This is a genomic window from Streptomyces sp. NPDC085931, from assembly GCF_044540565.1.
Lineage (GTDB): Bacteria > Actinomycetota > Actinomycetes > Streptomycetales > Streptomycetaceae > Streptomyces.
In genome coordinates this window covers 377,421-400,732 of record NZ_JBITSK010000003.1, presented here as the reverse complement: position 1 = coordinate 400,732, position 23,312 = coordinate 377,421, and the positions used below count along the sequence as shown (strand labels likewise).

The window sequence follows — 23,312 nt, the reverse complement described above, 5'->3', positions numbered from 1 at the left end:
GCGATTGAGATCATATTGTTCGCCCCGCCCCCGCCGGAGCACCCCGAGGCGCTTCAGGGCCCTCCACGGCCCCGGGACATGACCGCTTCCTGCACCCGCATCACGTACCACTGTCTGGGCGACGAGCCCCGCAGGTAGAGGTGAGGGCCTCGTCCCACGGGATGCGCGTACCGTTTGAGCGGTGCCCCGTTGGGGAGGGTGAGGCAGGCTTCCTCGACCGGCAGGACCTCGCTGTCCGTCAGGCGGCACAGGTGCAGCCGGTCCGCCTGCCGGCCGCCTCCCAGCATCGTGAGGTGTTCCCCGTGCACGGCCATGCCCGAGGGAGCGGCCACGGGGGAGCTCCGCAACCGGACCCGACCGCCGGTGCGGACCTCCAGCAGCGGGAACGTCGGGTAGTAGTCGGCCCACGCGACGCCGTCGGCGACGTTGAGGGCGTAGACCGTGTCGATGTACTCGACGCCCGGAGCGGGCTTGTATCCCCACAGGCGGTTGCCGCCGCTGTCCCAGCGCACCAGGCCGGGGGCGCTGACCGGGTCGGCGTAGACGCCCTCGTCGAAGTAGGCGCTCCACACGTGGTGTTGCCGGTCCGCCATCAGGAACTCCACCGCCCGCCCCAGGGCGAAGCCGCCGCGGCGGCGTCCGTCCCTCCCGAAGATCAGGGCGTTCCGGTCGCCGGGACCGCCGTAACCCTGCACGATGAAACGGCCGTTGGGCAGCGCGTCGAGGCGGGTCGCCCGCAAGTCCAGTCCCCGCAGGACCTGTTCGCGGATCGTCCCTCCCTCGTCGATCACGAGGAGCGCGTCGTACGGGCACGTTCGGGGGTGGGGGAGGGGTCTGCCGACCGGCATGGGGTGCAGTTCGGCCTCCGGGCAGATCAGCCAGAGGGCCCGGCCCCAGGCGTCCACGGTGGTCGCCAGGACCTTCCGGTGGTCGTAGTGCCGAGGCAACAGTGCGTAGGGACGCAGCGCCACCTTCCTCAAGCAATCACCTCACGGGCGAAGGAACACGACCCGCCCATGATCGCATCCGGCGCCACCGGGATCCGGCGCGACCGGGGCGGTGACGTCCCCCGGTGCAGTCGAGCGGGCCGGACAGGAGTTCGCCCTGATACCCGGAGGACGGGTGTCCCTGGGCTTCGACGTCACCGCCTGTGGGAACACGCCTGCGGCGCCGGGTCGCAGACGCTGTTCCGGTGGGGCGACGAGTGCCCCCTCGACCGTGTCCCCTACGGCGACGACACCGGTCCGCACCGCCGGCCGAACGCCCGGCGACGGGGGCGAGTCGGTGTGCGGCGGCTACGGCCGCCTGCTCACCTGGCTCCCGCCGGCGACCGCCAACCGCAACCCCGGCACGGCCGAGTTCGTGTACGGGCCGGACGGCGAGGGCATGTACGAGGACTTCTCCACCCGGCCGGTGCTCCCGCTCTGAGCGTCCGCACCCGCGCGGAGCCCTGGTGGGCCCGGCGGCACGCGTCCCGCACCGATGATCTACAGTCACCCTGCTCTACCAGGGGAGGGGACACGCATGGTGCGTGGAGGTCGTCGGGTCGTGTGGTGCGCCGTGGCGGTGCTGGCACTGGCGGGTTGCGGGCGGGCCGAGGTGCCGACGCCGCCGGAGCGGCGGCCCGCGTTCGAGAGTGCGGAAGACCTGCCGGAGAAGCTCGGCGCGGACGGCACCACCATCGTGGTCGGCGATCCCGACGCGAAGGTCGAGGTGCACCTGTACGAGGATCCGCGCTGTCCGTTCTGCGAGCAGTTCGAGACGTCGGGCGGCGGCCCGCAGCTGCGCAAGGCCCTGCTCGACCGCTCCGCCTCGGCGCGGTACACCCTCGCGTCCTTCCTCGACGACCGGGTCGGCGGCAACGGGTCGAAGAAGGCGGTCAACGCCCTGCGCGCGGCGCTGAAGGAGGGCAAGTTCGTCGAGTACCACGAGCTGCTGTACCTCTACCAGCCCGAGGAGAGCGAGGACGGCTACACCGACGACTTCCTGCTGGAGCTGGCCGGCCAGGTGGAGGGCCTGCGCAGCACGGCCTTCGACTCGGCCGTGAAGACCATGAAGTACCGCGCGTTCGTGGCCGATGCGCAGGCGGCCTACGAGCGGGCCGGAGGTACGGCGGAGCCCGAAGGGCCCGGCACGCCCACCGCGGTCATCAACGACAAGCGGATCCCCGCGGAGTCCAATGGCGTCCTCCTGGACGGCACCGCCTTCGGCCAGCTCCTGCAGCAGATCCACGCCCGCCCCTGGGAGTGGCAGGCCACCACCCTGTGACCCGTTCCCGGCCCGGGGCGTCCTCACGCGAGCATCCCGCCGCAGGGCGACCAGCGAAGGCGCCGCCCGGTCCGTACCGGTGGCCGGCACGCCCGAACCGGTGGTTCGCATCCCCGACGGCGTAACGAGCACCCCGCACGCCGGGCGGCGCCACCGTGCCCCGCCGGAGACTCGGCGTGCAGGGCGGCCGGCAGCCGGCGGCCGCCACCACCGGAAGGCACCGGCCCGGGAGTGATCATGCCGCGTACCACCCCGCCGCGCGTCAGCGTGATCATCCCGGCGTACGACTCCATGCCGGAGCTGACCCGGTGCGTCACCTCCGCCATGGAGCAGACCCTCGGCCCGGACCGGATCGAGATCATCGCGATCGACGACGGCTCCACCGACGGCACCGCCGACGAACTGGACCGGCTCGCCCGCACCTGCTCCTCGCTGCGCGTGGTCCACCAGGCCAACAGCGGAGGAGCCGGAGCCCCGCGCAACACCGGCCTCGACCTGGCCACCGGCGACTACGTCTTCTTCCTCGACTCCGACGACTACCTGGGCCCGGACGCACTGCGCCGCATGGTCGCCATGGCGGACGAGAACCGCACCGACGTCGTCCTCGGCAAAATGGTGTCCGTCGGGGGACGGGCCGTACCGACGGCCGTCTTCTCGCACAACCAGCCCCGCACCGACGTCTTCTCCTCCCTCGCCTACCGCACCCTGGGCTGCTGGAAGCTGTTCCGGCGCTCCCTGATCGAGCGGCTGGGGCTGCGCTTCCCGCCGTACCGCAACTGCGAGGACAAGCCGTTCACCGCCGCGGCCTACCTCAACGCCGACGGCATCTCCGTGGTCGCCGACTACGACTGCTACTACTCGCGCGACCGCGGCAACGGCAACAACCTCACCCGCACCGCCGCCGGCCTCGTCCACCGCATGGACGGCACCCGGCTGTGCTTCGAGACGGTCGCCCGCTACGTCGAACCCGGCCCGCGCCGGGACCAGATCATGCGCCGGCACGTGGAGTGGGAACTGTGCGGGCCCCTGCGCGCCCTGCTGCCCCGCGAGGACGAGCGGGAGGCGCGGGAGCGCTTCTACCCGCAGTTCCGGGAGTGGGCCGTGCGCTACGCGACCGACGGCGTCCTCCAGCGGATCGCCCCGCCGGACCGGCTGATCGTCCACCTCCTGCGCGCCGACCGGTACGAGGACCTCATGACCGTGGCCCGGCACGCCCAGGAGGATGAGACGCGCGGCCACGTCGTCGACAAGGGACGCGTCTACTGGCGCCACCCCTTCTTCCGGGACCCCGCGAAGGCGGTGCCCGACGCCTGTTTCGACGTCACGGACCGGCTGCCCGTCCACCACGGACTCACCGAAGCGGCATGGACGGGCGACGGCTGCCGGCTGCGTCTGTCCGGCCACGCCCGCATCGAGTCCCTCGGCCCGCCGGAGCCCGCCACCCGCCTGATCCTGCGGCCACGCGGCGGCACCCGCCCCGACCTCCGCCTGCCCGTGATCGTCGGCACCGCCCCGCACCGGCCCGGCGCGCGGACGGGCGACGGCGCGGAACCGGCGGGCGGCTTCACCGCCGTGCTGGACCTCGACACCGTGGACGCCGGCGCCCCGCTCGGCGACGGCGTGTGGGACCTGCACCTGGAGGTGCACGCCGACGGGGTCGTTCGGACCGTCAGGCTCCGGCAGGCCCGGACGGAGGACGGCGCCGACCGGCCGGAACCGCCCCCGCGAGAGCTGCGGACCGCCTCCCGGCCCGGGCGGGGCCCCCTCACCGCGCGGCCCTTCCGCACCCCGCAGGGCACCCTCTCCGTGGAGATCCGGCCCGCTCCCGTCCAGCCCCCCTGCCGGGTGACCGGGGTCGCCTGGGACCCGGCCGCCCCCGGCACGCTCGTCGTCCGCGGACGGCTGACCGCCGAAGCCGCCCGCCGCCCCGGGGCCGTGACGCTGCGAGCGGAGGACGGCACCGGACGGGTGCGCGAGGCGCCGCCCTGCCACGCCCCGGACGACGGCCGCACCGACTTCACCGTCCGGCTCGCGGTCAGGGAACTGCCGCCGGGACGCTGGACGTTGACCCTCCGGACCGGCACGGCGCACGACGCGGGCGACCCGGGCGGCCGGATCCCCGTCCCGCCCACGCGGAGCCTCACCGGCGCCCGCTGGTTCCGCGCCTCCCGCCTCGGCCGCCCCTACTACGCCAAGCCCCTGCCGCACGCCGCGCAAGGCGCCCTGGTGCTGCGTGTGGCGCCGGTGCGAGTGGCGGCCGCCCTGCGCCGACGTGTCCGAGGGCTCCGGAAGCGGCCTTCTTCCGGCCGGACGCCGCAAGGGCGTTCCGCGAATTGACGGATTCAGCCCGCCCGCCGCTGGGCAGTGAGCCCCGTGAATGTCATGAGCACGACTGCCCTTCCCCCACAAGGAGGTCGATCATGCACGTACGCACCCTGACCGGCGGCCTGGCCGCCGCCTGTCTGATCACCCTCTCCCTGACGGGCGGCCAGGCCGCGGCCGCGTCCCCCGGCCCGGCCGCCGCGCCCCTCGCCGCCCGGGTCCTCACCTACGACGCCGCCGGCGCCGCTGAGTTCAAGGCCGCCGTCGACCGGGGCGCGGCGATCTGGAACGCGAGTGTCGACTCCGTCGAACTGCGGCCGGTCGCCGCCGGACAGCGGGCGAACATCCGGGTCCTGGCGGACAACGGCTGGCCGCGTGCCCTGCCCACCACCCTGGGCAACGGCACGGTCTACATCGGGCGCCAGGCCGTGAACCAGGGATACGACACCATCCGGATCTCGTCCCACGAACTCGGCCACATCCTGGGCCTGCCCGACCGCAAGCCGGGACCGTGCTCCAGCCTGATGTCCGGCTCCAGCGCCGGCACGGCGTGCACGAACCCGTATCCGAACGCGGCGGAGAAGGCGGAGGTCGAGGGCAACTTCGGCGGCGCCCTCGCCGAGCGGGCCCCGGCCGCCCGCGCCGAGCTCGTCCTGGACTGACCCCGCACCGCCGCCCACCGGTGGACGGCGCCGCGCCGCTCAGGCCGGGCAGCCGGTGTCGTCCACCACGTAGTAATCGGGCGCGGTCTGCTTCAGGGTGCGGCGCGTGAACGTGTTCCACAGCCCCATGGCCTGGTTCGAGCCCTTGGCGAACGTGCTGCCGCCGCTCTGGTAGGCCCGCCCGGCGACGGTGTGGTCGTAGTTGCTCGCCGTGTGGCAGGTGGGCGTGAACCCGGTGGTGGTCGCGGACACCGCGGACGACACGCGGCCCGCCGCACCCGCCGCGTCCACGGCCGCCACGCTGTAGCGGTACGTGGTGCCCGTGGCCAGGCCGCTGTCGGTGTAGGAGGCCGAGGCCGTGGTGCCCACCCGCGTGCCGTCGCGGTGGACGACGTACGAGGCGGCGCCGTCGACCGCCTGCCAGCTCAGAAAGACGGCCGAGTCGGTGGTCCGGGTGACCGTCAGGCCCGTGGGCGCGGGCAGGGCGCCGGTGCCCTCGTCGCCGTCGAGGCCCCAGAACCGGGCGGTGTGGTAGCTGGAGCAGACGGTGTCGAGGTAGTACGTGCCGGTGCTGCCGCACTGCCCGGGGCCGCTGCCCGGGTCGACCGCGAGTCCGTGCGCCATGCCGGAGACCGAGTACACCTCGACGGCCGGCCGGCCCGAGGAGTCGTCGTAGACGCTGCGCGAGGTGCCCGCGCCGAGGCTCTCGGTGCGTGAGGGCGTCTGGCCGAGACCCCACACGTTCGTCCACTGGTCGCGCAGTTCACCGGCGTTGGCGGGGACGACGGTGGTGTCGGCGGTGCCTTGCCAGATCGCCACGCGCGGCCAGGAGGCCGTGCCGGCCGGGGCTGCGGAACGCACCAGGTCCCCCCACTGCGCCGGGCTCCGGTCCGGCGGGCTGTACATGCAGGTGTACGCCGCCGACACACTGCTCGCACAGCGGGCGGGCAGCCCGGAGGCGATGGACCCGCCCGCGAACACGTCGGGGTAGGCGGCGAGCATGTTCGCGGTCATGGCGCCCCCCGCCGACAGGCCGGTGATGTGCACCCGCCGGGAGTCGCCGCCGTACAGGGACAGGGCCTTGTCGACCATCTGCCGCAGCGACAGGGCCTCGCCCTGACCGCGCCCGCTGTCGCCCGGCTCGAACCAGTTGAAGCAGGAGTTGGCGTTGTTGGCGGAGCTCGTCTGCGGGAAGACCAGGGCGAAGCCGTAGGCGTCGGCGAGCTCGGGCCAGCCGGAGTGCGCGTAGTAGTCCTGAGCGTTCTGTGTGCAGCCGTGCAGGGCGAGGACGAGCGGAGCGCCCGCCGGCAGCCCGTCGGGCGCGTAGGTGTACATCGAGAGGTTGCCGGGGTTGGTGCCGAAGCCGGTGACCTGGGTGAGACCCGCGGCGGCTGCCGGCGGACCCGCGGCGATCAGACCGGCGGTCAGGGCCAAAGCCCCGGCGGCGGCGGTGATCCAGCGGCGTACGCCGCCGATGACGCGGCGGCCCGCGGAGAAGCGGAACGTGGTGTGCGACTGTCCCATGACGACTGCCTGCCTCCTGGTGGGGGGAAACGCTGCGCGTCGCCGGTCCGGGAGAGGTCCGCGGGGACCGGCGTGCCGTGCATCATCGGGGCGCGCTCGCCGGCGTCGACATGGGCCGGACCACCATGTGTGGCCCAGACCTGTGTGACCGCGCTCCATGGCCGGCTCGGTGACCGGTCCGGTAGGGCCGCAGCACCTGGGCGAAGCATCTCCCCGTCCGGCGCGCCACCCTGGCGCCGGCACCCATGGTGAGCTGGGCGAAGGTGGTCGCCGGGCCCATAGGCCGTGGCGGGTGGCCGGCATAGCCTCCCGCGCATCCTGTCCGCAGACCGCGACCGCGGAGGCACCCGCATGCGTCCTTCCACCCGCCCACTGCACCGTCCCCGGGGGCGGCGGTGGGCGGCGGCAGCCCTGGCGCTGACCGCCCTCACCCTCACCCCCGCGCCCGCCGCGGCGGCACCGGAGCGCTGCGCGCACGCCCCGCGCGTGCGCGTACCGGGAGCCGAGTACCAACGGGCGTCCTGCCTGGCGGAGTTGACCACGGCCGGCACGGTCGCCTCGGGGCACACCGACCCGGCCGACTGGGCCGGACTGACACCGAAGGACCTGGCCGTCCCCAGCGGGGTGCCCGGCGTCCAGATCGACGGCTACTTCCCCGACACCTCCACCACCAACACCAACCACGGCTGGCAGCACGACGCCCAGTTCGTCATCCGCCTGCCCGACCGCTGGAACGGCGGCCTGGTGGTCGCGGGCACTCCCGGCAACCGCGAGCAGTACGCCAACGACCGGGCCATCGCCGACTGGGTGCTCGCACGCGGCTATGCCTACGCGGCCACCGACAAGGGCAACACCGGCCTCGCCTTCCACCGGGACGGAAGGAGGCCGGGCGACGCCATCGCCGAATGGAACGGCCGGCTCACCCAGCTCACCCGGGCCGCCCGGGCCACGGTCGCCCGGCACTACCACCGCCCGCCGGCCCGCACGCTGGTGACCGGGGTGTCCAACGGCGGTTACCTGGTGCGCTGGCAACTGGAGAACCACCCCGAGCTGTACGACGGGGGAGTGGACTGGGAGGGCACCCTGTGGCGCTCCGAGGGACCCACCCTGCTGGACTTCCTGCCCCGGGCGCTGCGCCACTACCCCGCCTACGCCGCCGGGGGAGCGCAGGCCGGCCCGGCGCGCGCGGCCCTGCACGCCGCCGGATTCCCGGCCGGGTCGGAGTTCCTGTGGCCCTACCACCACCAGGTGTACTGGGACCTGACCCAGCGCGTCTACCGCGAGGAGCTGGACCCCGCCTTCGACGGTCCGGCCGAGGCCGGGACACCCTTCTGCGCGCCGGGCACACCGGCCTGTGACGCCGACTACGACTACGCCTCGCGCCCCCACGCGGTGAGGGAAGCCGTGGCGCGGATCGGGCTGACCGGACGGATCGGCAGACCGCTGATCACCGTGCACGGCACCCTGGACGTCCTGCTGCCGATCAGCCGCGACTCCGACGTCTACGCCCGGATGGTGCGCGAGGCGGGCCGCGGGCCGGTGCACCGCTACTACCGCATCGAGGGCGGCACCCACACCGACTCCCTGGCCGACACCCACCCGGACCTGCTGCGTCCGCTCACCCCGTGCCACCGCTCGGCCTTCACCGCGCTGGAGGACTGGCTCGCCTCAGGGCGCCGCCCACCGGCCTCCCACACGGTCCCCCGGCCCACCGGCGCCGACCCGGCGACCCTGGCGAACAGCTGCTCCCTGACGTGATCGCCGGGCCGTCGCCCTCAGGAAGCGACCCGCTTCCCGGTGCGCTCGCTCTCGTCCTGGACCAGCAGGGAGAGCAGGGAGGCCACCGGGAGGCCGGCTTCGGCCGGGTGCCGCAGCACCTTGCCGGGCTCGACGCGGTAGGTGTTGGTGCGCCCCTCGCGGGTGTGGGAGAGGTACCCGGCCCGCTCCAGGTCGGAGATGATCCGCGACACGGCCCGCTCGGTGAGCCGGCAGCGGGCGGCGATGTCGCGGATGCGGATGTTCGGGTTGTCGGCGATGGCCGCCAGGACCCGCGCGTGGCTGGTGATGAACGTCCATCCGGTGTGTGATGCGGGCACTGCGACCATGCTCGGCATTTTAGGGCCAGGGATTGCCGGAACACAGATACATGACATACTTTTCCGGCAATCGATGTCGTGCTCCCGTGAGGGAGATCCACGGGGAGGAGCCCGAGGTGCCCTGGGACGAAGCCGCTTCACCGGCACTGATGAGCGACAGCGGTGGGGCGTCCCTTCCCGGGCAGCGCACCGGGCCCGCCGCGCCCGGAACGGCCGTGGAGCGGTACGCACACCGGGAGGCCTGCGTCGTCGTCGCGCGCGGCGCCTGGGACATGGACTCGATCACGCCCCTGGCCGACGCGCTGCGGAGCGCGGCCCGGGAGCACCCGAAGGTGATCCTGGACGCCTCCGGTGTGACCTTCGCGGACTCGACGTTCCTGAACCTGCTGATCCTCACCCACCAGGCGGTCACCCTGCGCGTGGTCGCGCCGTCCCCCCAGGTGCGGCGGCTCTGCCGGATCACCGGGGTCGACGGCCTCCTGCACCTGCGCGCCACCGTCGAGGACGCCCTCGCCGGATGAGCGCGGCCGCGGCCGGGCACCGATCGCCCCGCGGGGCGGCGGGCCGGACCGCGCGCCCGCGGACCGGGGAGCGGTCCCCCGGCCCGGACGGCTACCGTGGAGGACGTGCTGGACCCCTGCAGTGAGCCCGATCCACGCGCGGTGACCTCCCCCCGGACGGTCACGGCCTCCCCCGGAGTGCCGCGATGACGGGCGCCACCGGCGACGACCCGGGCTCCGAGCACGACGACCGGACGTTCTCCGCCCTGCTGGAGGACAGCACCGAGGACCTGTACGAGAACGCCCCGTGCGGGTTCCTCTCCACCCTGCTCGACGGGAAGATCGCCAAGGTCAACGCCACCCTGCTGGACTGGCTCGGCTACCGGCGCGCGGACCTGGTCGGCCGCAGGACCTTCGCCGACCTGCTCACCTCCGGCGGCAGGCTGTACCACGAGACCCACTTCGCGCCGCTGCTGCGCATGCAGGGCGAGATCAGCGGCATCGCGCTGGAGCTGAGGACGGCCGACGGCGGCCGCCTGCCGGTGCTGGTGACCTCGACCGTCAAGCGGGGCGGCGACGGCGAGCCCCAGCTGATCCGCACCACCGTCTTCGACGCCCGCGACCGCCGCTCCTACGAGGAGGAGCTGCTGCGCGCCCGCCAGGAGTCCGAGCGCGAACGCGCACGCCTCCAGCAACTCGCCGCCACGCTGCAGGCGACGCTGCTCCCGCCGGCCCTGGAGAACGTGCCGGGCCTGGACGTGGCCGCCCACTACCACATCGCCTCGGCGGACGAGGTCGGCGGCGACTTCTACGACCTCTTCCCGCTCGCCGCCGGCGCCTGGGGCCTCTTCCTCGGCGACGTCTGCGGCAAGGGCGCCACCGCCGCGGCCGTCACCTCCCTGGCCCGCTACACCCTGCGCGCCGCGGCCGTCTACGACCCCTCCCCGGCCGCCGTGCTGCGCAACCTCAACACCGTCCTGCACCACGAGTACTCCAGCGGCGACGACCCCCGGTTCTGCACGGTCCTCTTCGGCCTGCTCACCCCCGACGAGGACCGAAGCGGCTTCCACATCACCCTGGCCAGCGGCGGCCACCCGCCCGCCCTGCTGCTCCGCGCCGACGGCACCGCCGACCACCTGCCCACCCCCGGCGGCCAGCTCATCGGCGTGATCCCCGACGCCGAGATCGCCACCACCGCCTTCCGCCTCGGTCCCGGGGACACCCTGCTGCTGTACACCGACGGCCTCACCGAGGCACACACCGCCGCGAGCGGCGACCACCGCTACGGTGACGACGCCCTCCTCGCATTCGTCCGGGCGCTGGCACCGACCACCGCGCGGCACACCGTCGCAGCCATCCGCGACCTCCTCGCCGACCTGGGCCGCGGTGTGGACGACGACGCCGCCGTCCTCGCCGTCCACGCGCCCCGGCAGCCCCGCTGACCTCAAGCGCAGAACGCCGTGTCCACGGACTTCATCACGGCCACGGCCCCCTGCTCGGCGTCGCCGAAGGTGCCCGGCAGCGCGGTCACGGCGAGGCCGACGGAACGCCCGTCGTCCGTGGCGCCCCCGCGGGTCTCGTACCCGTCGATGTCGCCGCCGTGCCCCCAGTACACGCCGCCGCAGCTGAGCGGGACGCTGAACACGCCCAGCCCGTACCGCCAGCCCGGGAGCAGCGGGGCGTCGACCGTCTTGCGCATCTCGGCCAGCTGCCGGGCCGGCAGCAGTCCGCCGTCGATCAGGACCCGGGCGAACGCCGCCAGATCACCGGGGGTCGAGACCAGCTGGCCGGCGGCTCCGCCCCAGGACGGGTCCATCTCGGTCACGTCCATGACCCGGCGGGTGCGCGGGTCGCTCAGCGCGTAGCCGTGCGCATGGGGCCGGCGCAGGCTCCGGTCGCCGGCCTGCGGCCAGTAGGTGTGCCGCAGCCCGGCCTTCCTGATGACGCGTCGGGTCATCTCCTCCTGCACCGGACGGCCGGTGACGCGCTCGATCAGGAGCCCGGCCAGCAGGTAGTTGGTGTTGCTGTACTTCCACCGGGTGCCGGGCGGGAAGTGGGCCGGGTGGGCCAGTGCCGTCGCGAGCAGGTCGTGGGGCTGGAAGAACCGGTGCTGGATCTTCTCGAAGTCCTCCAGCCCGAGGTGGTCGGTGTAGCTGGGCAGGCCGCTGGTGTGCTGCAGCAGCTGCCGGACGGTGATGCGGCGGCCGTCGATGCCCTTGCCGCGCACCAGTCCGGGCAGGTACGTCTCGACGGGCTCGTCCAGGCGGACCCTGCCCTCGGCGACCAGTTGCAGGACGACGACGGCGGTGAACGTCTTCGTGTTGCTGCCGGCCCGGACGTAACCGTCACGGGGGACGGGCACGCGTTCGCCCAGCCGGGCGGACCCGGCCACCAGCGACCTCGTCCGGCCGTCCTTGTTCACCGTGGCCAGCACGGCCGGGAACCCCTCCTCGCTCACCAGCGAGTCGATGCTCTTCTGCAGGGGCGACGCGGACGGCGGGCGTGCCACCGCCGCGTCGGTCACGGTGGCGCCCACCAGGACCGCCGCCGCCCCCGCCAGCAGGGTCTTGCGCAGCCTCGAGGTGATCTTCCGGTTCATCGGCGTTCCTCCGTCGTCGAGTTCGGCACCGACGACGTTTCCAGGAACGGCCGCGAAGATCAGTGGGGCTGGGCGGCGAAGACGTGGTGTACCTGGCACCACCCGGGCCGGACCGGCCGCGGCGACGCCGACGGCGGACCCGGCCCCGGGCCGCGTGCCGAACCGGCCGCCGGCTACACCCCGTCGCGGCGCGCCGCCGGACCCTGCCACCAGGCGGCCGTCGCGTCGCGCAGGGTGTTGGTGCCGCAGTGCACCTCACCCATTCCGAGGTGGTACGTGTACCAGTCGTCGATGTACGACACCTGCACGCCGACCCGCCGGTAGGCGGCGGACACGGCCTCGGTGAACAGGTCCTTGCCCTCGACGACCGGCCCCCACTGGCGCGGAGCGAGGTAGCGGTCGCGGGTCAGGAGCACGCCGTTGACCGCGCCGGGAACGTACGCGCTGGTCTCCACCGTCCCGGCAGCCGCCGCACGCCGCCCGGCCGGGTTCTCGGCGAGCCACTTCTGCTGGCCGAAGTCCCCGAGGCTGTCCACCACGTCGGAGCCGGCGCCCATGCGCGACAGCCGCGGCACGGGCACCTCCCGGCCCTCGGCGGTCACGGCCTCGGAATCACGGGTGTACAGCGCCGGCACCCGGACGATCTCCGCGTCGGTGACGCCCGTCTCGCGCTTGAGGATCTCCAGGTTGGCCGCGATGCGCCGGGCCGCCATCTCGTTGTCGGCCACCAGATGGCGGGAGGCGAGCGCCTGGTCGATGGTCTCCTCGGGCGCGGGAGTGTCGCTGCGGCCGGGGACGGAGAACATCTTCGTCCTGCCGTGGCCGTCGCGCTGGGCGTCACGCAGCAGCCGCAGCCCCGCCTGCGGGTCGGCGACGCCGAGGCGCCAGCCGCGCGGGGTGTCGGCGGGCAGGAACTGCACGAACTCGTCGACGTGGCCCACGCCCAGCCAGGAGGTGTCCAGCAGCAGCGGGTCCTGCATGCCCTGCGAGGCGAGCAGGGTCCGCATCACCTTCGACGGCCGCGCCCCGCTGTCCTTGCGCTCGCCCATGATGATCCGCCCGGCCGGGTACGAACGGCCGTTGTGCGTGTAGGGCGGGATGGTCTCCAGGTTCCCCATGGAGTTGAGCGACCAGTCGTCGGGCTCCGCCCGGTCGGTGACCTGCACGACCCCGATGTCCCGGCCGCGCACCTTCTCGAACAGCTCCCGGCCCGCGTCGCGGTCCGGCTGGGCGGAGCGCAGCATCACGCGCATCACGTGCCGCCGGCCGCCCGGCCCGGTCATGCTGACGTAGGCCGGTTCGACGAAGTCCTGGGCCCAGGGGTCGGCGTACTTGGTGAACTTGACCAGCGGAGTGGTGACTTTGGCCTTCTCGACCTCCTTCGCCAGTTCGGCGACGAACTTCTGCTGGAGCCGGCTGTACGGCCCCTGGCCCTGGACCTCGGTCACCATCACCTGCTGGGTGTTCTGCAGGTGATGGTGGGTCAGCAGCGGGGCGACGCGCAGGGTCACGGCGTCGGAGGTGGTGCGCCCGCCGGACGCCACCGTCAGCCGGACCACCGCGCGGCCGTCCCACGCGGCTCTGTCCCGGACGACGTCGGTGGCCTCGACGCCGAACTCCACGCCGGCCCGCAACTCGGCCGCGGTCAGCCCGGTCCGGGCCGTCACCGCCACCCACTTCCCGGCGCGCTTGAGGAAGAGACGCGCGTGGTCGCCTCCCGTGGTGATCTTCAACGAGCCCTTGGCGTCCGCGGGCAGGCCCGGCAGCGGCACGGATCGCACCCGGGCGAGGTCGGCGGCGTCCGCGGTGCCGTTCACTCGCGTGTCGGAGCCGTCGTTGCACGCGGCCAGCTTCGCGTCGGACAGCGGGGAGCCGCCGGGCCCGGTGACCGGGCACCGCTGGGCGTCGTCGTCGATGTTGGGCAGGAAGACGGCGCCACGCTCGACGGACCAGCCGTCCTCGCCCCTGCTGTCGCTGCCACCGGTGACATCGACCCGCCCGTCGCGGTTCACATCCGCCCGAAGGTCGGCGCGTCCCACCGTGCCGGCGGCCGACGCGGGTCCGGCCGGGCCGGCCAGCACGGACCCCGCGGCGGCGATGGCCAGCACCACCGACCCGGCCGGGTACAGGCGCGGACGTATACGTGTACGTGAACGCACAGCACGTTCCTCTCAGTTGCGGGTTTTCGCCCTGCAAGAGGAGGGAGAGTGGCTGTGCGTTCACTGTGGGGCCGCAGTTGCTTCCGTTCTGTGGACTCCCGGTTTCCTGACGGCAATTCAGGACATCCGGTGTCCATGTCTCACGCATCGATGCTGCAGGCCGCTTCCGGGGACGGCGGTTCCAGTCCGGCCCTCGTCCCGATCCTGTGTCTCTTCCTGGTCATGGGCCTGGTCCAGGTGGTACGCCCCCAACTGCTCTGGCGGCTGAACAGCCGCCTCCAGCGAGGCTGGGTGAAGAACCCCGAGGCCACCGAACCCACGGCGAAGGGGTACGCGATGCAGCGCGTGGTCGGGGTGCTCTTCCTCGCGACGGCCGGCTGGATGCTGCTGCGGGCGCTGTGAGCACGGGCGAACCGCGCCGCACCCGCCGCGCTCACGGGCCGGCCGCCGCCTGCTGTTCGACGGCGATGCCCAGCCGGTCCGCCACGGTCGTCAGGGCCGTGCCCAGCGGGAGGGAGACCCGGGTGAGGGCGTACTGGTCGCCCCGGGTCGGGTCCCGGTTGACGATCAGCACCGGCTTTCCGTCCCGCGCCGCCTGACGGACGAAACGCAGGCCCGACATCACCGTCAGCGAGGACCCGAGGACCAGCAGCGAGGCGGCCGCGCGGACCAGCGCGCGGCAGTGCTCGACGCGCTGCGGCGGCACGGCCTCGCCGAAGAACACCACGTCCGGTTTGAGGATGCCGCCGCAGACCGCGCACGGCACCACCCGGAAACCGGCGACCTGTTCGTCCGTGAGGTCGGCGTCGCCGTCCGGGTTGAGGCCGGCGGCCACGGGCTCGAAGCCGGGATTGGCCTCCTCCAGCCGCCGGGCCAGCTCACGGCGTGGGCTGCGGGCTCCGCAGGACAGGCACACCACCCGGTCCAGGGCCCCGTGGAGCTCCACGACGTCCTCGCTGCCGGCGGCCTGGTGCAGGCCGTCCACGTTCTGGGTGATGACGCCCGCGAGCAGGCCGTGCCGTCCGAACGCGGCCACGGCCCGGTGCCCGGCGTTGGGGCGGGCCCGGCCGAAGGTGCGCCAGCCGAGGTGGCTGCGCGCCCAGTAGCGGCGCCTGGCCTGCGCGCCGGCGACGAAGTCCTGGTAGGTCATCGGCGTGTGCCGGCTCAGGCTGCCGCCCTCGCCCCGGTAGTCGGGGATGCCCGACTCGGTGGACAGGCCCGCACCGCTCAGCACGAGCACCCCGCCGCCGCGCAGCGCGTCGGCGACCGGCTCCAGGTCCGTGGTGCCCGGCGGCAGGTCCTCGCCGGGGGTCCAGCTCAGGGTGGGGCGCATGCGCATGCCGTCAGGGTACGGAACGGCGGCCCTCGACGGGGCGGCGCGGTCCGCGCCCGGGCGGGCTTGCGCTCGCCCGCCCGACGGAGGACGCGGGCCGTCGTCCTCCCCCCGTTGGGCGGCACCGCAGCTGTCCGGCCACCCGGCGCATGGTGGTGCCGTCCGGCCAAGGCGACCGGACGGCGTCAGCTCGGGTCTCCCGCGCCCTGGTGACGCGCCGCGAGCCGGGGCCAGGGCGACGGCGCCGAGCAGCAGGCCGGAGTTGCGCAGGGCGATGTCGTGGTGACGCGGGTGCTGAAACCCTCGATCCGGGACAGACGGTCGGACAGCGGCGCGTACCGGTTCAGCGCCGACCGAGCGAGGGACGAGGTGAGTGATGCGTGCGGTGACGGTGCGGCCCGGCACCAAGGACTCCACACAGGTGCGGGAGGTGCCCGACCCCGCCCCGGCGGCCGGCGAGCTGCTGGTGGACGGCCTGGCGATGGGCGTGTGCGGCACGGACAAGGAGATCGCGCGGGGCGAGTACGGCACGGCACCGCCCGGTCGTGACCGGCTCCTCCTGGGACACGAGTCCCTCGGACGGGTCCGGCGGGCGCCGGCCGGAAGCGGCTTCTCGGCCGGTGACCTGGTCGCCGGGGTGGTGCGCCGCCCGGACCCCGAACCGTGCGGGGCGTGTGCCCGCGGGGAGTTCGACATGTGCCGCAACGGCCGCTACACCGAGCGCGGCATCAAGGAGCTCGACGGCTACGGCTCCGAGGCGTGGTGCGTGGAGGCCGAGTACGCGGTGAGGCTGGAGCCGCAGCTGGACCGCGTCGGCGTGCTCATGGAGCCGACCACCGTGGTGGCCAAGGCCTGGGAACAGATCGAGCGGGTCGGGGGCCGCTCCTGGTTCGAGCCCCGGCGGGTCCTGGTGACCGGGGCGGGCCCGATCGGCCTGCTGGCCGCGCTCCTCGGCGCGCAGCGGGGACTGGACGTGCACGTCCTGGACCGGGTGACCGACGGCCCCAAGCCCGGCCTGGTACGGGACGCGGGCGCCACGTACCACGCCGAGGACACCGAACGCGTGATCACCGCCGTCCGCCCCGACGTCGTCATCGAGGCGACCGGCGCGAACGAGCCCGTGCTCGCCGCGCTGACCGGCACCGCGCCCTACGGGGTGGTGTGCCTGACCGGGGTGTCACCCGCCGGGCGCAGGATGACCGTGGACGCGGGCGCCCTCAACCGGGAGATCGTGCTGCAGAACGACGCGGTGGTCGGTTCGGTCAACGCCAACCTGCGTCACTACCGGCAGGCCGCCGACGCCCTGGCCCGGGCCGACCTGTCCTGGCTGGAGCGCATGATCACCCGGCGGGTGCCGCTGGAACGCGCGACGGAGGCGTTCACGCCGCAGCCGGACGACGTCAAGGTGGTCGTCGAGCTCTAGCCGCCGGCGACGAGTTACCGAAGGGAAGTTCTGGATGTCTCACAGCTCCGCTCCGCTGGTCGTGGTCATGGGTGTGTCCGGCTCGGGGAAGACCACGGTGGGCCGCTCGCTGGCACGACGCCTGGGCGTGCCCTACGCCGAGGGCGACGACTTCCACCCCGAGGCCAACGTGACGAAGATGCGGGCCGGCCACCCGCTGGACGACGAGGACCGCCGCCCCTGGCTGGCGGAGATCGCGCGCTGGCTGTCCGGCCACGCGGTCAGCGGGGGCGTGGTGGCCTGCTCGGCGCTGAAGCGCCGCTACCGCGACCGGCTGGCCTCCGCCGCACCGCGCGTGTTCTTCCTGCACCTCGACGGTTCGCCCGAACTGATCGCCGCGCGGATCTCCGCCAGGCGCGGCCACTTCATGCCGCCCGACCTGCTGCGCAGCCAGCTCGCCGACCTCGAACCGCTGGGGGAGGACGAGGCGGGCGCGGCCGTCCCGATCGACGGCACGCCCGAGGAGACCGCCGCCCTGGCCCACGCCGCCGTCGTCTCTCCCACCGCGCCCGGCGAGGCCGACGGGAGGCCATGACCGGGGCGGGCCCGGGTACCCGCCCGCCATGCCGCAGCCGCCCCCGCATCTGCACGTCAGCCGTGACCGGGTCGGCGCGGCCGTGGTGCGCAGCGCGGGAACGCGGCGACAGGACGGGCGGGACGCCCCGATCGTGCTGGTGCCGGGCCTGGGAGCGCCGGGGTACCTGCTGCGCACCCTGGAACACTGCGCCCGCTCGGGCCCGGCCCGGCTGCTCGACGTGCCGGGCTTCCGCGACCCTTCGGGGCAGGCCTGTCCCGAGACGCTCGGGCCGCTGGCGGAGACGGTGGCCCGCTGGCTGGCCGTGGTGCCGCAGGCGCCGGTCGTGCTCGCCGGGCACTCCACCGGCGCCCAGGTGGCGCTGCACGCGGCCGTGCGCGCCCCCGAGCGGGTCCGGGCCCTGGTCCTGCTCTCCCCGACCTTTCCGCCCCACCTGCGGCGGATGCGACCGCTCCTCGGCGCGCTCGCCCGCACGGTGGTCCACGAGCCGCCGGACGTCGTCCCGGCCGTGCTGCCCACCTACCTGAAGGCCGGCCCACGACGACTGCTGGCCTGCGTCCGGTCGGCCCAGGCCGACGCGCCCGAGGACGTCCTGCCCTCGGTGGCCTGCCCCGTCACCGTCCTGGCGGGGGAGCGGGATGCCCTGTGCCCGCCGGACTGGGCCGGGCACCTGGCCCGCCGCGCGGCCACCGGCCGCGCCCTGCGGGCACCGGGCGCACACGCGTTCCCCCACCCCCACCCCGCCGTCACCGCCGAGATCCTGGCGGGGGCCCGCACCGGGTGGCCGTGACCCGTCGCCGCTCCCGGACGGGGAGTACGCCGCCGAACCGGTCCGCCGTCTCCGCCGGGTTCAGACCCGCTTGACGGCGACGCCGCGGCTCTCGAACGCCTCGGTCTCGTCGGCGGGGGCGGCGGTGTCGGTGACGAGGACGTGCACCAGGGCCGGGGGTCCGACGTAGGCCTGGGCGGTGCGGCCGAGTTTGCTGCCGTCGGCGGCGGCGACGATGCGGCGCGCGGAAGCGATCGCCGCCTTCTTCACCGCCGCTTCGTCGAGGTCGTAGGCGGTCATGCCGTCGTCGGCGCTCAGCCCGCAGCAGCCCAGGACGGCGGTGTCGAACCGCAGCGCGGCCAGGGAGGCGAGGGTGAGGGGGCCGATGAGGGCTCCCTCCCCGGCGCGCGGCCGCCCGCCGGGGACCAGGAGCCGGGTCGGCTCGGGGGCGTCGCTCAGGAGCGCGATCGCCTGCAGCGACAGCGGCATCACGGTGACCTGCCGGCCGTGCAGCAGGCGCGCGACCTCCAGGCAGGTCGTACCGCTGTCGAGCAGGACGGTCTCGCCGTCCTGGACGAGCGCGGCCACCTCCGCCGCGATACGGCGCTTGGCGTCGACGGCCTCATGGGCGCGCAGCGCGAAGGGCGGCTCGTCGCCGCGCAGGAGGAGGGTGCGCGCGCCGCCGCGGAACCGTTCGAGGACGCCCTGCGCGGCCAGGTGGTCCAGGTCGCGGCGGATGGTCATCTCCGAGGCGCCGGTCAGCCCGGCGAGCTCGGCGACGGTGGCCGTCCCGGCCTCCTGGACGGCCTGGGCGATCAGTCGGTGGCGTTCCGCGGTGCTCATACGGTGATTCAACACCATGACTTCGAACGATAAGGACGTTTGGAAGCCGTCGTTTCAAACATGGAAACTGTTCGTTATGGTGTTCCGCATGGAAAGAACCCTGCGGGTGGCTCGCGTCGCGACCTTCGTCTACTTCGTACTCAACGGCACCTTGCTGGGCATGTGGGTGGTGCAGATCCCGGCCATCGAGGAGCGCGTGGGCATCAGTCACGCGGCCCTGGGCGGCTTCCTCGTGCTGCTGGGGGCCGGGGCCTTCGTCGGCATGCAGATCGGCGGGCGGCTGTCCGACCGGCTCGGCACCCGCACCGTCGTCCCGCTGGCCGGTGTGCTGTGCGGGGCGACCCTGGTGCTGCCGGGTCTCGCCGGGGAGCCCTGGGCCCTCGGAGCGGCCCTGCTGCTCTTCGGCTTCGGCAACGGCACCCTCGACGTCAGCATGAACGCCCATGCCGTGCAGGTCGAGAAGGCGTACGAGCGGCCCGTCATGTCGGCGTTCCACGCCACGTTCTCCGTCGGCGGTGTCCTGGCCGCCGTCGCGGGTGCCGCGGCCGCCGACGCCGGCTGGGGCCCGGCCGCGACGCTGGGCACCGCCGCGTGCGTCGGCGTCGTCGTCGCCCTGGTGGCCGCCCGCGGACTGCTGCCGGCCGTGCGGCACGCCCCCGCGGCGGACGCCGGCGACGGGTCCGGGACGGGCAAGCGCGCCGTTCCCGGCCGGATCTGGCTGCTGGCCGTCCTGGCCCTGCTCGTCATGCTCTGCGAAGGGGCCGCCAACGACTGGAGCGTGCTGCACCTGGAGGACGTCCTGGGCGCGCCGGAGAGCACCGCCGCCTTCGCCTACGGGACGTATGCGGCCACCATGACCGCGGGCCGGCTCCTGGCCGACCGGATCTCCGCGCGCTTCGGGCCGGTCGCCGTCCTGCGCCACGGCGCCGCTCTGGCCGCCGTCGGCATCACGATCGTGGCCCTGACGCCCTGGATCTGGGCGGCCCTGACCGGCTGGGCACTGTTCGGACTGGGCCTGTCCGGCTGCATCCCGCAACTGTTCAGCGCCGCCGGGCACACCGACCCCGCAGCGGCGGGCACCAACGTCTCCCGGGTCGCCGGGCTCGGCTACATCGGCATGCTCGCCGGGCCCGCCGTCATCGGCTGGATGACCCACCTCATGGCCCTCAACCACACGTTCCTGCTGCTCACCCTGTTCTGCGCGACCGCCGCAGCGGGGGCCGGCATCCTTCGGCCCGGCCCCCGGAAGGAGCTTCAGGACAGCGCGGCGCCCTCGACGGCATCGGGCGGGTGATCGCGGCGACCGGGGGTGCGCACCGGTGGCCGAAAACAGCGAAGGCAAGGAGAGAGATCTCCTTGCCTGTCTCAAGGTATAGCGCACAGGGGGGCTTGCGGCAAGGCCCCGGGCAGGGCGCAGAATCGTCGGCCGAGACCACGACCTGCGGAAACGGGGCACTACATGCGTGAGTTGTTGTTGCATCGGAGCACGGCTGCCACGGGGGTGCCGCGATGACCGAGCCGTACGTGCTGGACCTCCGGGAGATCGACCGGGCGCAGGTCGCGGTCGCGGGCGGCAAGGCCGCGCACCTGGGCGCGCTGTCCCGCATCGAGGGCGTCCGCGTCCCGGACGGCTTCTGCGTGACGACGGACGCCTTCCGGCGGGCGATGGCCGAGGCGCCCTCCCTCGCGGACGAGCTCGATCGGCTGGCCCGGGTGGAGCCGGACGACCGGGAGGGCATCCGCACGCTCAGCGCGCGGATCCGCCGCACCGTCGAAGAGGCCGGCGTCCCGGGCGACGTCGCCGCGTCGGTCGTCCGCTCCCTCGCCCGCCTCGGCGAGGACACCGCGTGCGCCGTCCGCTCCAGCGCGACGGCGGAGGACCTGCCGACGGCCTCGTTCGCCGGCCAGCAGGACACCTACCTCAACGTCATCGGGACGGCGGAGATTCTGCGGCACGTCAGCCGCTGCTGGGCCTCGCTGTTCACCGACCGGGCTGTGACCTACCGGCAGCGCAACGGCATCGACCACCGCACGGTGCACATGGCCGTCGTCGTGCAGCGGATGGTCTTCCCGCAGGCGGCCGGCGTCCTGTTCACGGCCGATCCCGTCACCGGCAACCGCAGGACCGCCGTCGTGGACGCCGGTTTCGGCCTCGGCGAGGCCCTGGTCTCCGGCCTGGTGAACCCGGACGTCTTCACGGTGCGCGACGGCGAGGTCGTCGCCCGGACGATCGCCGCCAAGGAGCGTGCCGTGCACGCCCTGCCGGGCGGCGGCACCCAGCAGGTGGAGATCGACCCGCGGCGGCAGCGGCAGCCGGCGCTGACGGACGAGCAGGCGCTGCGGCTCGTGCGCCTGGGACGGCGCATCGAGGCGCACTTCGGCCACCCCCAGGACATCGAGTGGTGCCTGGTCGACGACGACGTCCGGATCGTCCAGAGCCGGCCGATCACGACCCTGTTCCCCGTCCCCGAGACCGGTGACGGGGAGAACCACGTCTACGTCTCCGTGGGGCACCAGCAGATGATGACCGACGCCATGAAGCCCCTGGGGCACTCCATGTGGCGCCTGACGGCCATGGCGCCGATGCACGAGGCCGGAGGCAGGCTGTTCGTCGACGTCACCCGGCGCCTGGCCGCACCCGCGAGCCGCGCCGGCCTCCTGGAGATCATGGGCCGGGGCGATCCGCTGGTCCGGGACGCCCTGGAGACCGTCCTCGAACGAGGCGATTTCATCCCCTCGTCGCCGGACACCGGCCCCGCCGGACCACCGGCCGGCGGCGCCGCCCCCACCCCGATCGAGACCGACCCGGCCATCGTGACCGAGCTGATCGAGCGCAGCGAGGCGTCCGTCGCCGCCCTGAGGCGCGAGATCCGCACGAAGAGCGGACCCGAGCTGTTCGACTTCCTGCTGGAGGCCTTCGAGGAGCACAAGCGGGTCCTCGGCGATCCGCTGAGCATGCAGGCCGTCATGGCCGGCATGGAGGCCACCTGGTGGCTCAACGACAAGCTCCAGGAGTGGCTGGGCGAGAAGAACGCGGCCGACACGCTCACACTGTCCGCCCCCGGAAACATCACGTCGGAGATGGGACTGGCCCTGCTCGACGTCGCCGACGTCATCCGCCCGCACCCGGGGGTGGTGGCCTTCCTCCAAGGCGCCGAGGGCGACGACTTCCTGGACGAGCTGCCGAAACTCCCCGGCGGGAGCGAAGCACGCGACGCGATCGAGGCCTACCTCGACCGGTACGGCATGCGCTGCGCCGGCGAGATCGACATCACCCGGCCCCGCTGGCGGGAACGCCCCGGCACCCTCGTGCCGGCGATCCTCGACAACGTCAGGAACTTCGAACCCGGCGCCGCCCGGCGGCGCTTCGAGCAAGGGCTGCGGGAGGCGCGCAAGAAGGAACACGACGTCCTGGCACGCCTGCGGGCCCTGCCGGACGGAGACCGGAAAGCCGACGAGACCAAGCGGATGATCGACCGGGTCCGCACCTTCATCGGATACCGGGAGTACCCCAAGTACGGCATCGTCAGCCGCTACTTCGTCTACAAGCAGGCCCTGCTGGAGGAGGCCGGGCGGCTCGTGCGGGCCGGTGCGCTCGCCGAGCCGGAGGACGTCTTCTACCTCACGTTCCAGGAGTTCCACGACGCGGTGCGCTCCCGGCGGGTGGACGCCGGCCTCGTCCGGCAGCGCAAGGAGGCGTTCCGGTCGCAATGCGCGCTCACCCCGCCCCGGGTGCTCACCTCGGACGGCGAGGCCCTCAACGGGGCGTACCGACGCGAGGACGTACCGGCCGGTGCCCTGATCGGGCTGGCCGTGTCCGCCGGGACCGTCGAGGGCAGGGCCCGCGTCGTGCTGGACATGGCACAAGCCCACCTGGAGGCGGGCGACATCCTGGTCACCGCCCACACCGACCCCAGTTGGTCACCCCTGTTCGTCGGCATCGCGGGTCTGGTCACGGAGGTGGGCGGCCTCATGACGCACGGCGCCGTGATCGCCCGCGAGTACGGTCTGCCGGCCGTCGTCGGAGTCGATCGGGCGACCCGCCTCATCCGCGACGGCCGGCGCATCCGCGTCCACGGAAGCGACGGGTACGTCGAGATCCTGCCCTGACCGGACGCCCGGGTGCGGCCGGTCCGCGGGCCCTGCCCCAGGCTCGCGGGCCGGCCGGCCCCGGCGGGCGCGGCGGCTGCGGTCCCCCGTCCACCCCGCCGACTCGTCCGGGCACGGCATCGGGCACCGT

19 protein-coding genes and 1 pseudogene are annotated in these 23,312 nt (G+C 73.9%); 13 read left to right on the top strand and 7 right to left on the bottom strand.

Translation table 11 applies throughout. The features are described 5' to 3' along the window. Nucleotides 1–53: 53 nt before the first annotated feature. Nucleotides 54–971 carry a hypothetical protein gene (locus ACIGAN_RS07790; protein ID WP_399856245.1) on the bottom strand — a complete coding sequence of 306 codons (918 nt, stop codon included), beginning with the start codon at nucleotides 969–971 and terminating at the stop codon, nucleotides 54–56. A 180-nt stretch (nucleotides 972–1,151) separates the two neighbouring features. On the opposite strand from ACIGAN_RS07790, the pseudogene ACIGAN_RS07785 reads away from it, so the two are divergent. The 4 genes and pseudogenes from ACIGAN_RS07785 to ACIGAN_RS07770 all read left to right on the top strand — a co-directional run. Further along, a pseudogene (locus ACIGAN_RS07785) lies at nucleotides 1,152–1,428 on the top strand (hypothetical protein); the annotation flags it as partial. 96 nt (nucleotides 1,429–1,524) lie between these two features. Then, the gene (locus ACIGAN_RS07780; RefSeq protein ID WP_365740611.1) at nucleotides 1,525–2,268 is read left to right on the top strand and encodes a DsbA family protein; all 744 of its coding nucleotides are present in this window, start codon (nucleotides 1,525–1,527) and stop codon (nucleotides 2,266–2,268) included. Between the two features lie 237 nt (nucleotides 2,269–2,505). After that, entirely contained in the window at nucleotides 2,506–4,605 is a 2,100-nt protein-coding gene (locus ACIGAN_RS07775) for a glycosyltransferase (protein WP_399855902.1), read from the top strand. A gap of 83 nt (nucleotides 4,606–4,688) precedes the next feature. After that, nucleotides 4,689–5,252, top strand: a complete 564-nt coding sequence (locus tag ACIGAN_RS07770; RefSeq protein WP_365090295.1) for a snapalysin family zinc-dependent metalloprotease — start codon at nucleotides 4,689–4,691, stop codon at nucleotides 5,250–5,252. Nucleotides 5,253–5,291: 39 nt separating this feature from the next. Here ACIGAN_RS07770 and ACIGAN_RS07765 read toward each other — a convergent pair whose 3' ends face one another. After that, a complete protein-coding gene (locus tag ACIGAN_RS07765) occupies nucleotides 5,292–6,776 on the bottom strand; it encodes an extracellular catalytic domain type 1 short-chain-length polyhydroxyalkanoate depolymerase (protein ID WP_399855900.1) in 1,485 nt (494 codons plus the stop codon). 351 nt (nucleotides 6,777–7,127) lie between these two features. Here ACIGAN_RS07765 and ACIGAN_RS07760 point away from each other — a divergent pair, with 351 nt between their 5' ends. Then, the gene (locus tag ACIGAN_RS07760) at nucleotides 7,128–8,534 is read left to right on the top strand and encodes a tannase/feruloyl esterase family alpha/beta hydrolase (protein ID WP_399855897.1); all 1,407 of its coding nucleotides are present in this window, start codon (nucleotides 7,128–7,130) and stop codon (nucleotides 8,532–8,534) included. A gap of 17 nt (nucleotides 8,535–8,551) precedes the next feature. Here the strand turns inward: ACIGAN_RS07760 and ACIGAN_RS07755 are convergent, their stop codons facing one another. Then, entirely contained in the window at nucleotides 8,552–8,881 is a 330-nt protein-coding gene (locus ACIGAN_RS07755; protein WP_365740616.1) for a helix-turn-helix transcriptional regulator, read from the bottom strand. Between the two features lie 77 nt (nucleotides 8,882–8,958). Here ACIGAN_RS07755 and ACIGAN_RS07750 point away from each other — a divergent pair, with 77 nt between their 5' ends. Further along, complete coding sequence (locus ACIGAN_RS07750) at nucleotides 8,959–9,393, top strand: STAS domain-containing protein (protein WP_399855894.1); 435 nt, start codon at nucleotides 8,959–8,961, stop codon at nucleotides 9,391–9,393. A 185-nt stretch (nucleotides 9,394–9,578) separates the two neighbouring features. Beyond that, nucleotides 9,579–10,814 (top strand): PP2C family protein-serine/threonine phosphatase, encoded by a 1,236-nt coding sequence (locus ACIGAN_RS07745; protein WP_399855891.1) that lies wholly within the window; start codon nucleotides 9,579–9,581, stop codon nucleotides 10,812–10,814. A 2-nt stretch (nucleotides 10,815–10,816) separates the two neighbouring features. Here the strand turns inward: ACIGAN_RS07745 and ACIGAN_RS07740 are convergent, their stop codons facing one another. Further along, nucleotides 10,817–11,971 (bottom strand): serine hydrolase domain-containing protein, encoded by a 1,155-nt coding sequence (locus ACIGAN_RS07740; protein ID WP_399855888.1) that lies wholly within the window; start codon nucleotides 11,969–11,971, stop codon nucleotides 10,817–10,819. 173 nt (nucleotides 11,972–12,144) lie between these two features. Next, the gene (locus ACIGAN_RS07735; protein ID WP_399855886.1) at nucleotides 12,145–14,130 is read right to left on the bottom strand and encodes a protein-arginine deiminase domain-containing protein; all 1,986 of its coding nucleotides are present in this window, start codon (nucleotides 14,128–14,130) and stop codon (nucleotides 12,145–12,147) included. Between the two features lie 135 nt (nucleotides 14,131–14,265). Between ACIGAN_RS07735 and ACIGAN_RS07730 the strand changes: the two genes are divergently transcribed. Further along, the gene (locus ACIGAN_RS07730) at nucleotides 14,266–14,532 is read left to right on the top strand and encodes a DUF6199 family natural product biosynthesis protein (RefSeq protein ID WP_365740621.1); all 267 of its coding nucleotides are present in this window, start codon (nucleotides 14,266–14,268) and stop codon (nucleotides 14,530–14,532) included. Nucleotides 14,533–14,563: 31 nt separating this feature from the next. Here the strand turns inward: ACIGAN_RS07730 and ACIGAN_RS07725 are convergent, their stop codons facing one another. After that, nucleotides 14,564–15,469, bottom strand: a complete 906-nt coding sequence (locus ACIGAN_RS07725) for an NAD-dependent protein deacetylase (RefSeq protein WP_365090269.1) — start codon at nucleotides 15,467–15,469, stop codon at nucleotides 14,564–14,566. A 370-nt stretch (nucleotides 15,470–15,839) separates the two neighbouring features. Between ACIGAN_RS07725 and ACIGAN_RS07720 the strand changes: the two genes are divergently transcribed. From ACIGAN_RS07720 to ACIGAN_RS07710, 3 genes are read left to right on the top strand one after another with little or no spacing between them, the layout of a single operon-like run. Further along, a complete protein-coding gene (locus ACIGAN_RS07720) occupies nucleotides 15,840–16,886 on the top strand; it encodes a glucose 1-dehydrogenase (RefSeq protein WP_399855882.1) in 1,047 nt (348 codons plus the stop codon). 34 nt (nucleotides 16,887–16,920) lie between these two features. Continuing rightward, on the top strand, nucleotides 16,921–17,460 hold the full coding sequence (locus ACIGAN_RS07715) for a gluconokinase (RefSeq protein ID WP_399855880.1): 540 nt from the start codon (nucleotides 16,921–16,923) through the stop codon (nucleotides 17,458–17,460). Nucleotides 17,461–17,488: 28 nt separating this feature from the next. After that, complete coding sequence (locus ACIGAN_RS07710; RefSeq protein ID WP_399855877.1) at nucleotides 17,489–18,250, top strand: alpha/beta fold hydrolase; 762 nt, start codon at nucleotides 17,489–17,491, stop codon at nucleotides 18,248–18,250. 60 nt (nucleotides 18,251–18,310) lie between these two features. On the opposite strand, the gene ACIGAN_RS07705 is transcribed toward ACIGAN_RS07710, so the two are convergent. Further along, nucleotides 18,311–19,072, bottom strand: a complete 762-nt coding sequence (locus tag ACIGAN_RS07705; protein ID WP_399855875.1) for a DeoR/GlpR family DNA-binding transcription regulator — start codon at nucleotides 19,070–19,072, stop codon at nucleotides 18,311–18,313. 88 nt (nucleotides 19,073–19,160) lie between these two features. Between ACIGAN_RS07705 and ACIGAN_RS07700 the strand changes: the two genes are divergently transcribed. Next, nucleotides 19,161–20,366, top strand: a complete 1,206-nt coding sequence (locus tag ACIGAN_RS07700) for an MFS transporter (RefSeq protein WP_399855872.1) — start codon at nucleotides 19,161–19,163, stop codon at nucleotides 20,364–20,366. Nucleotides 20,367–20,581: 215 nt separating this feature from the next. Further along, nucleotides 20,582–23,182 (top strand): rifamycin-inactivating phosphotransferase, encoded by a 2,601-nt coding sequence (gene rph / locus ACIGAN_RS07695; protein ID WP_399855870.1) that lies wholly within the window; start codon nucleotides 20,582–20,584, stop codon nucleotides 23,180–23,182. The last annotated feature ends 130 nt before the right edge of the window (nucleotides 23,183–23,312 follow it).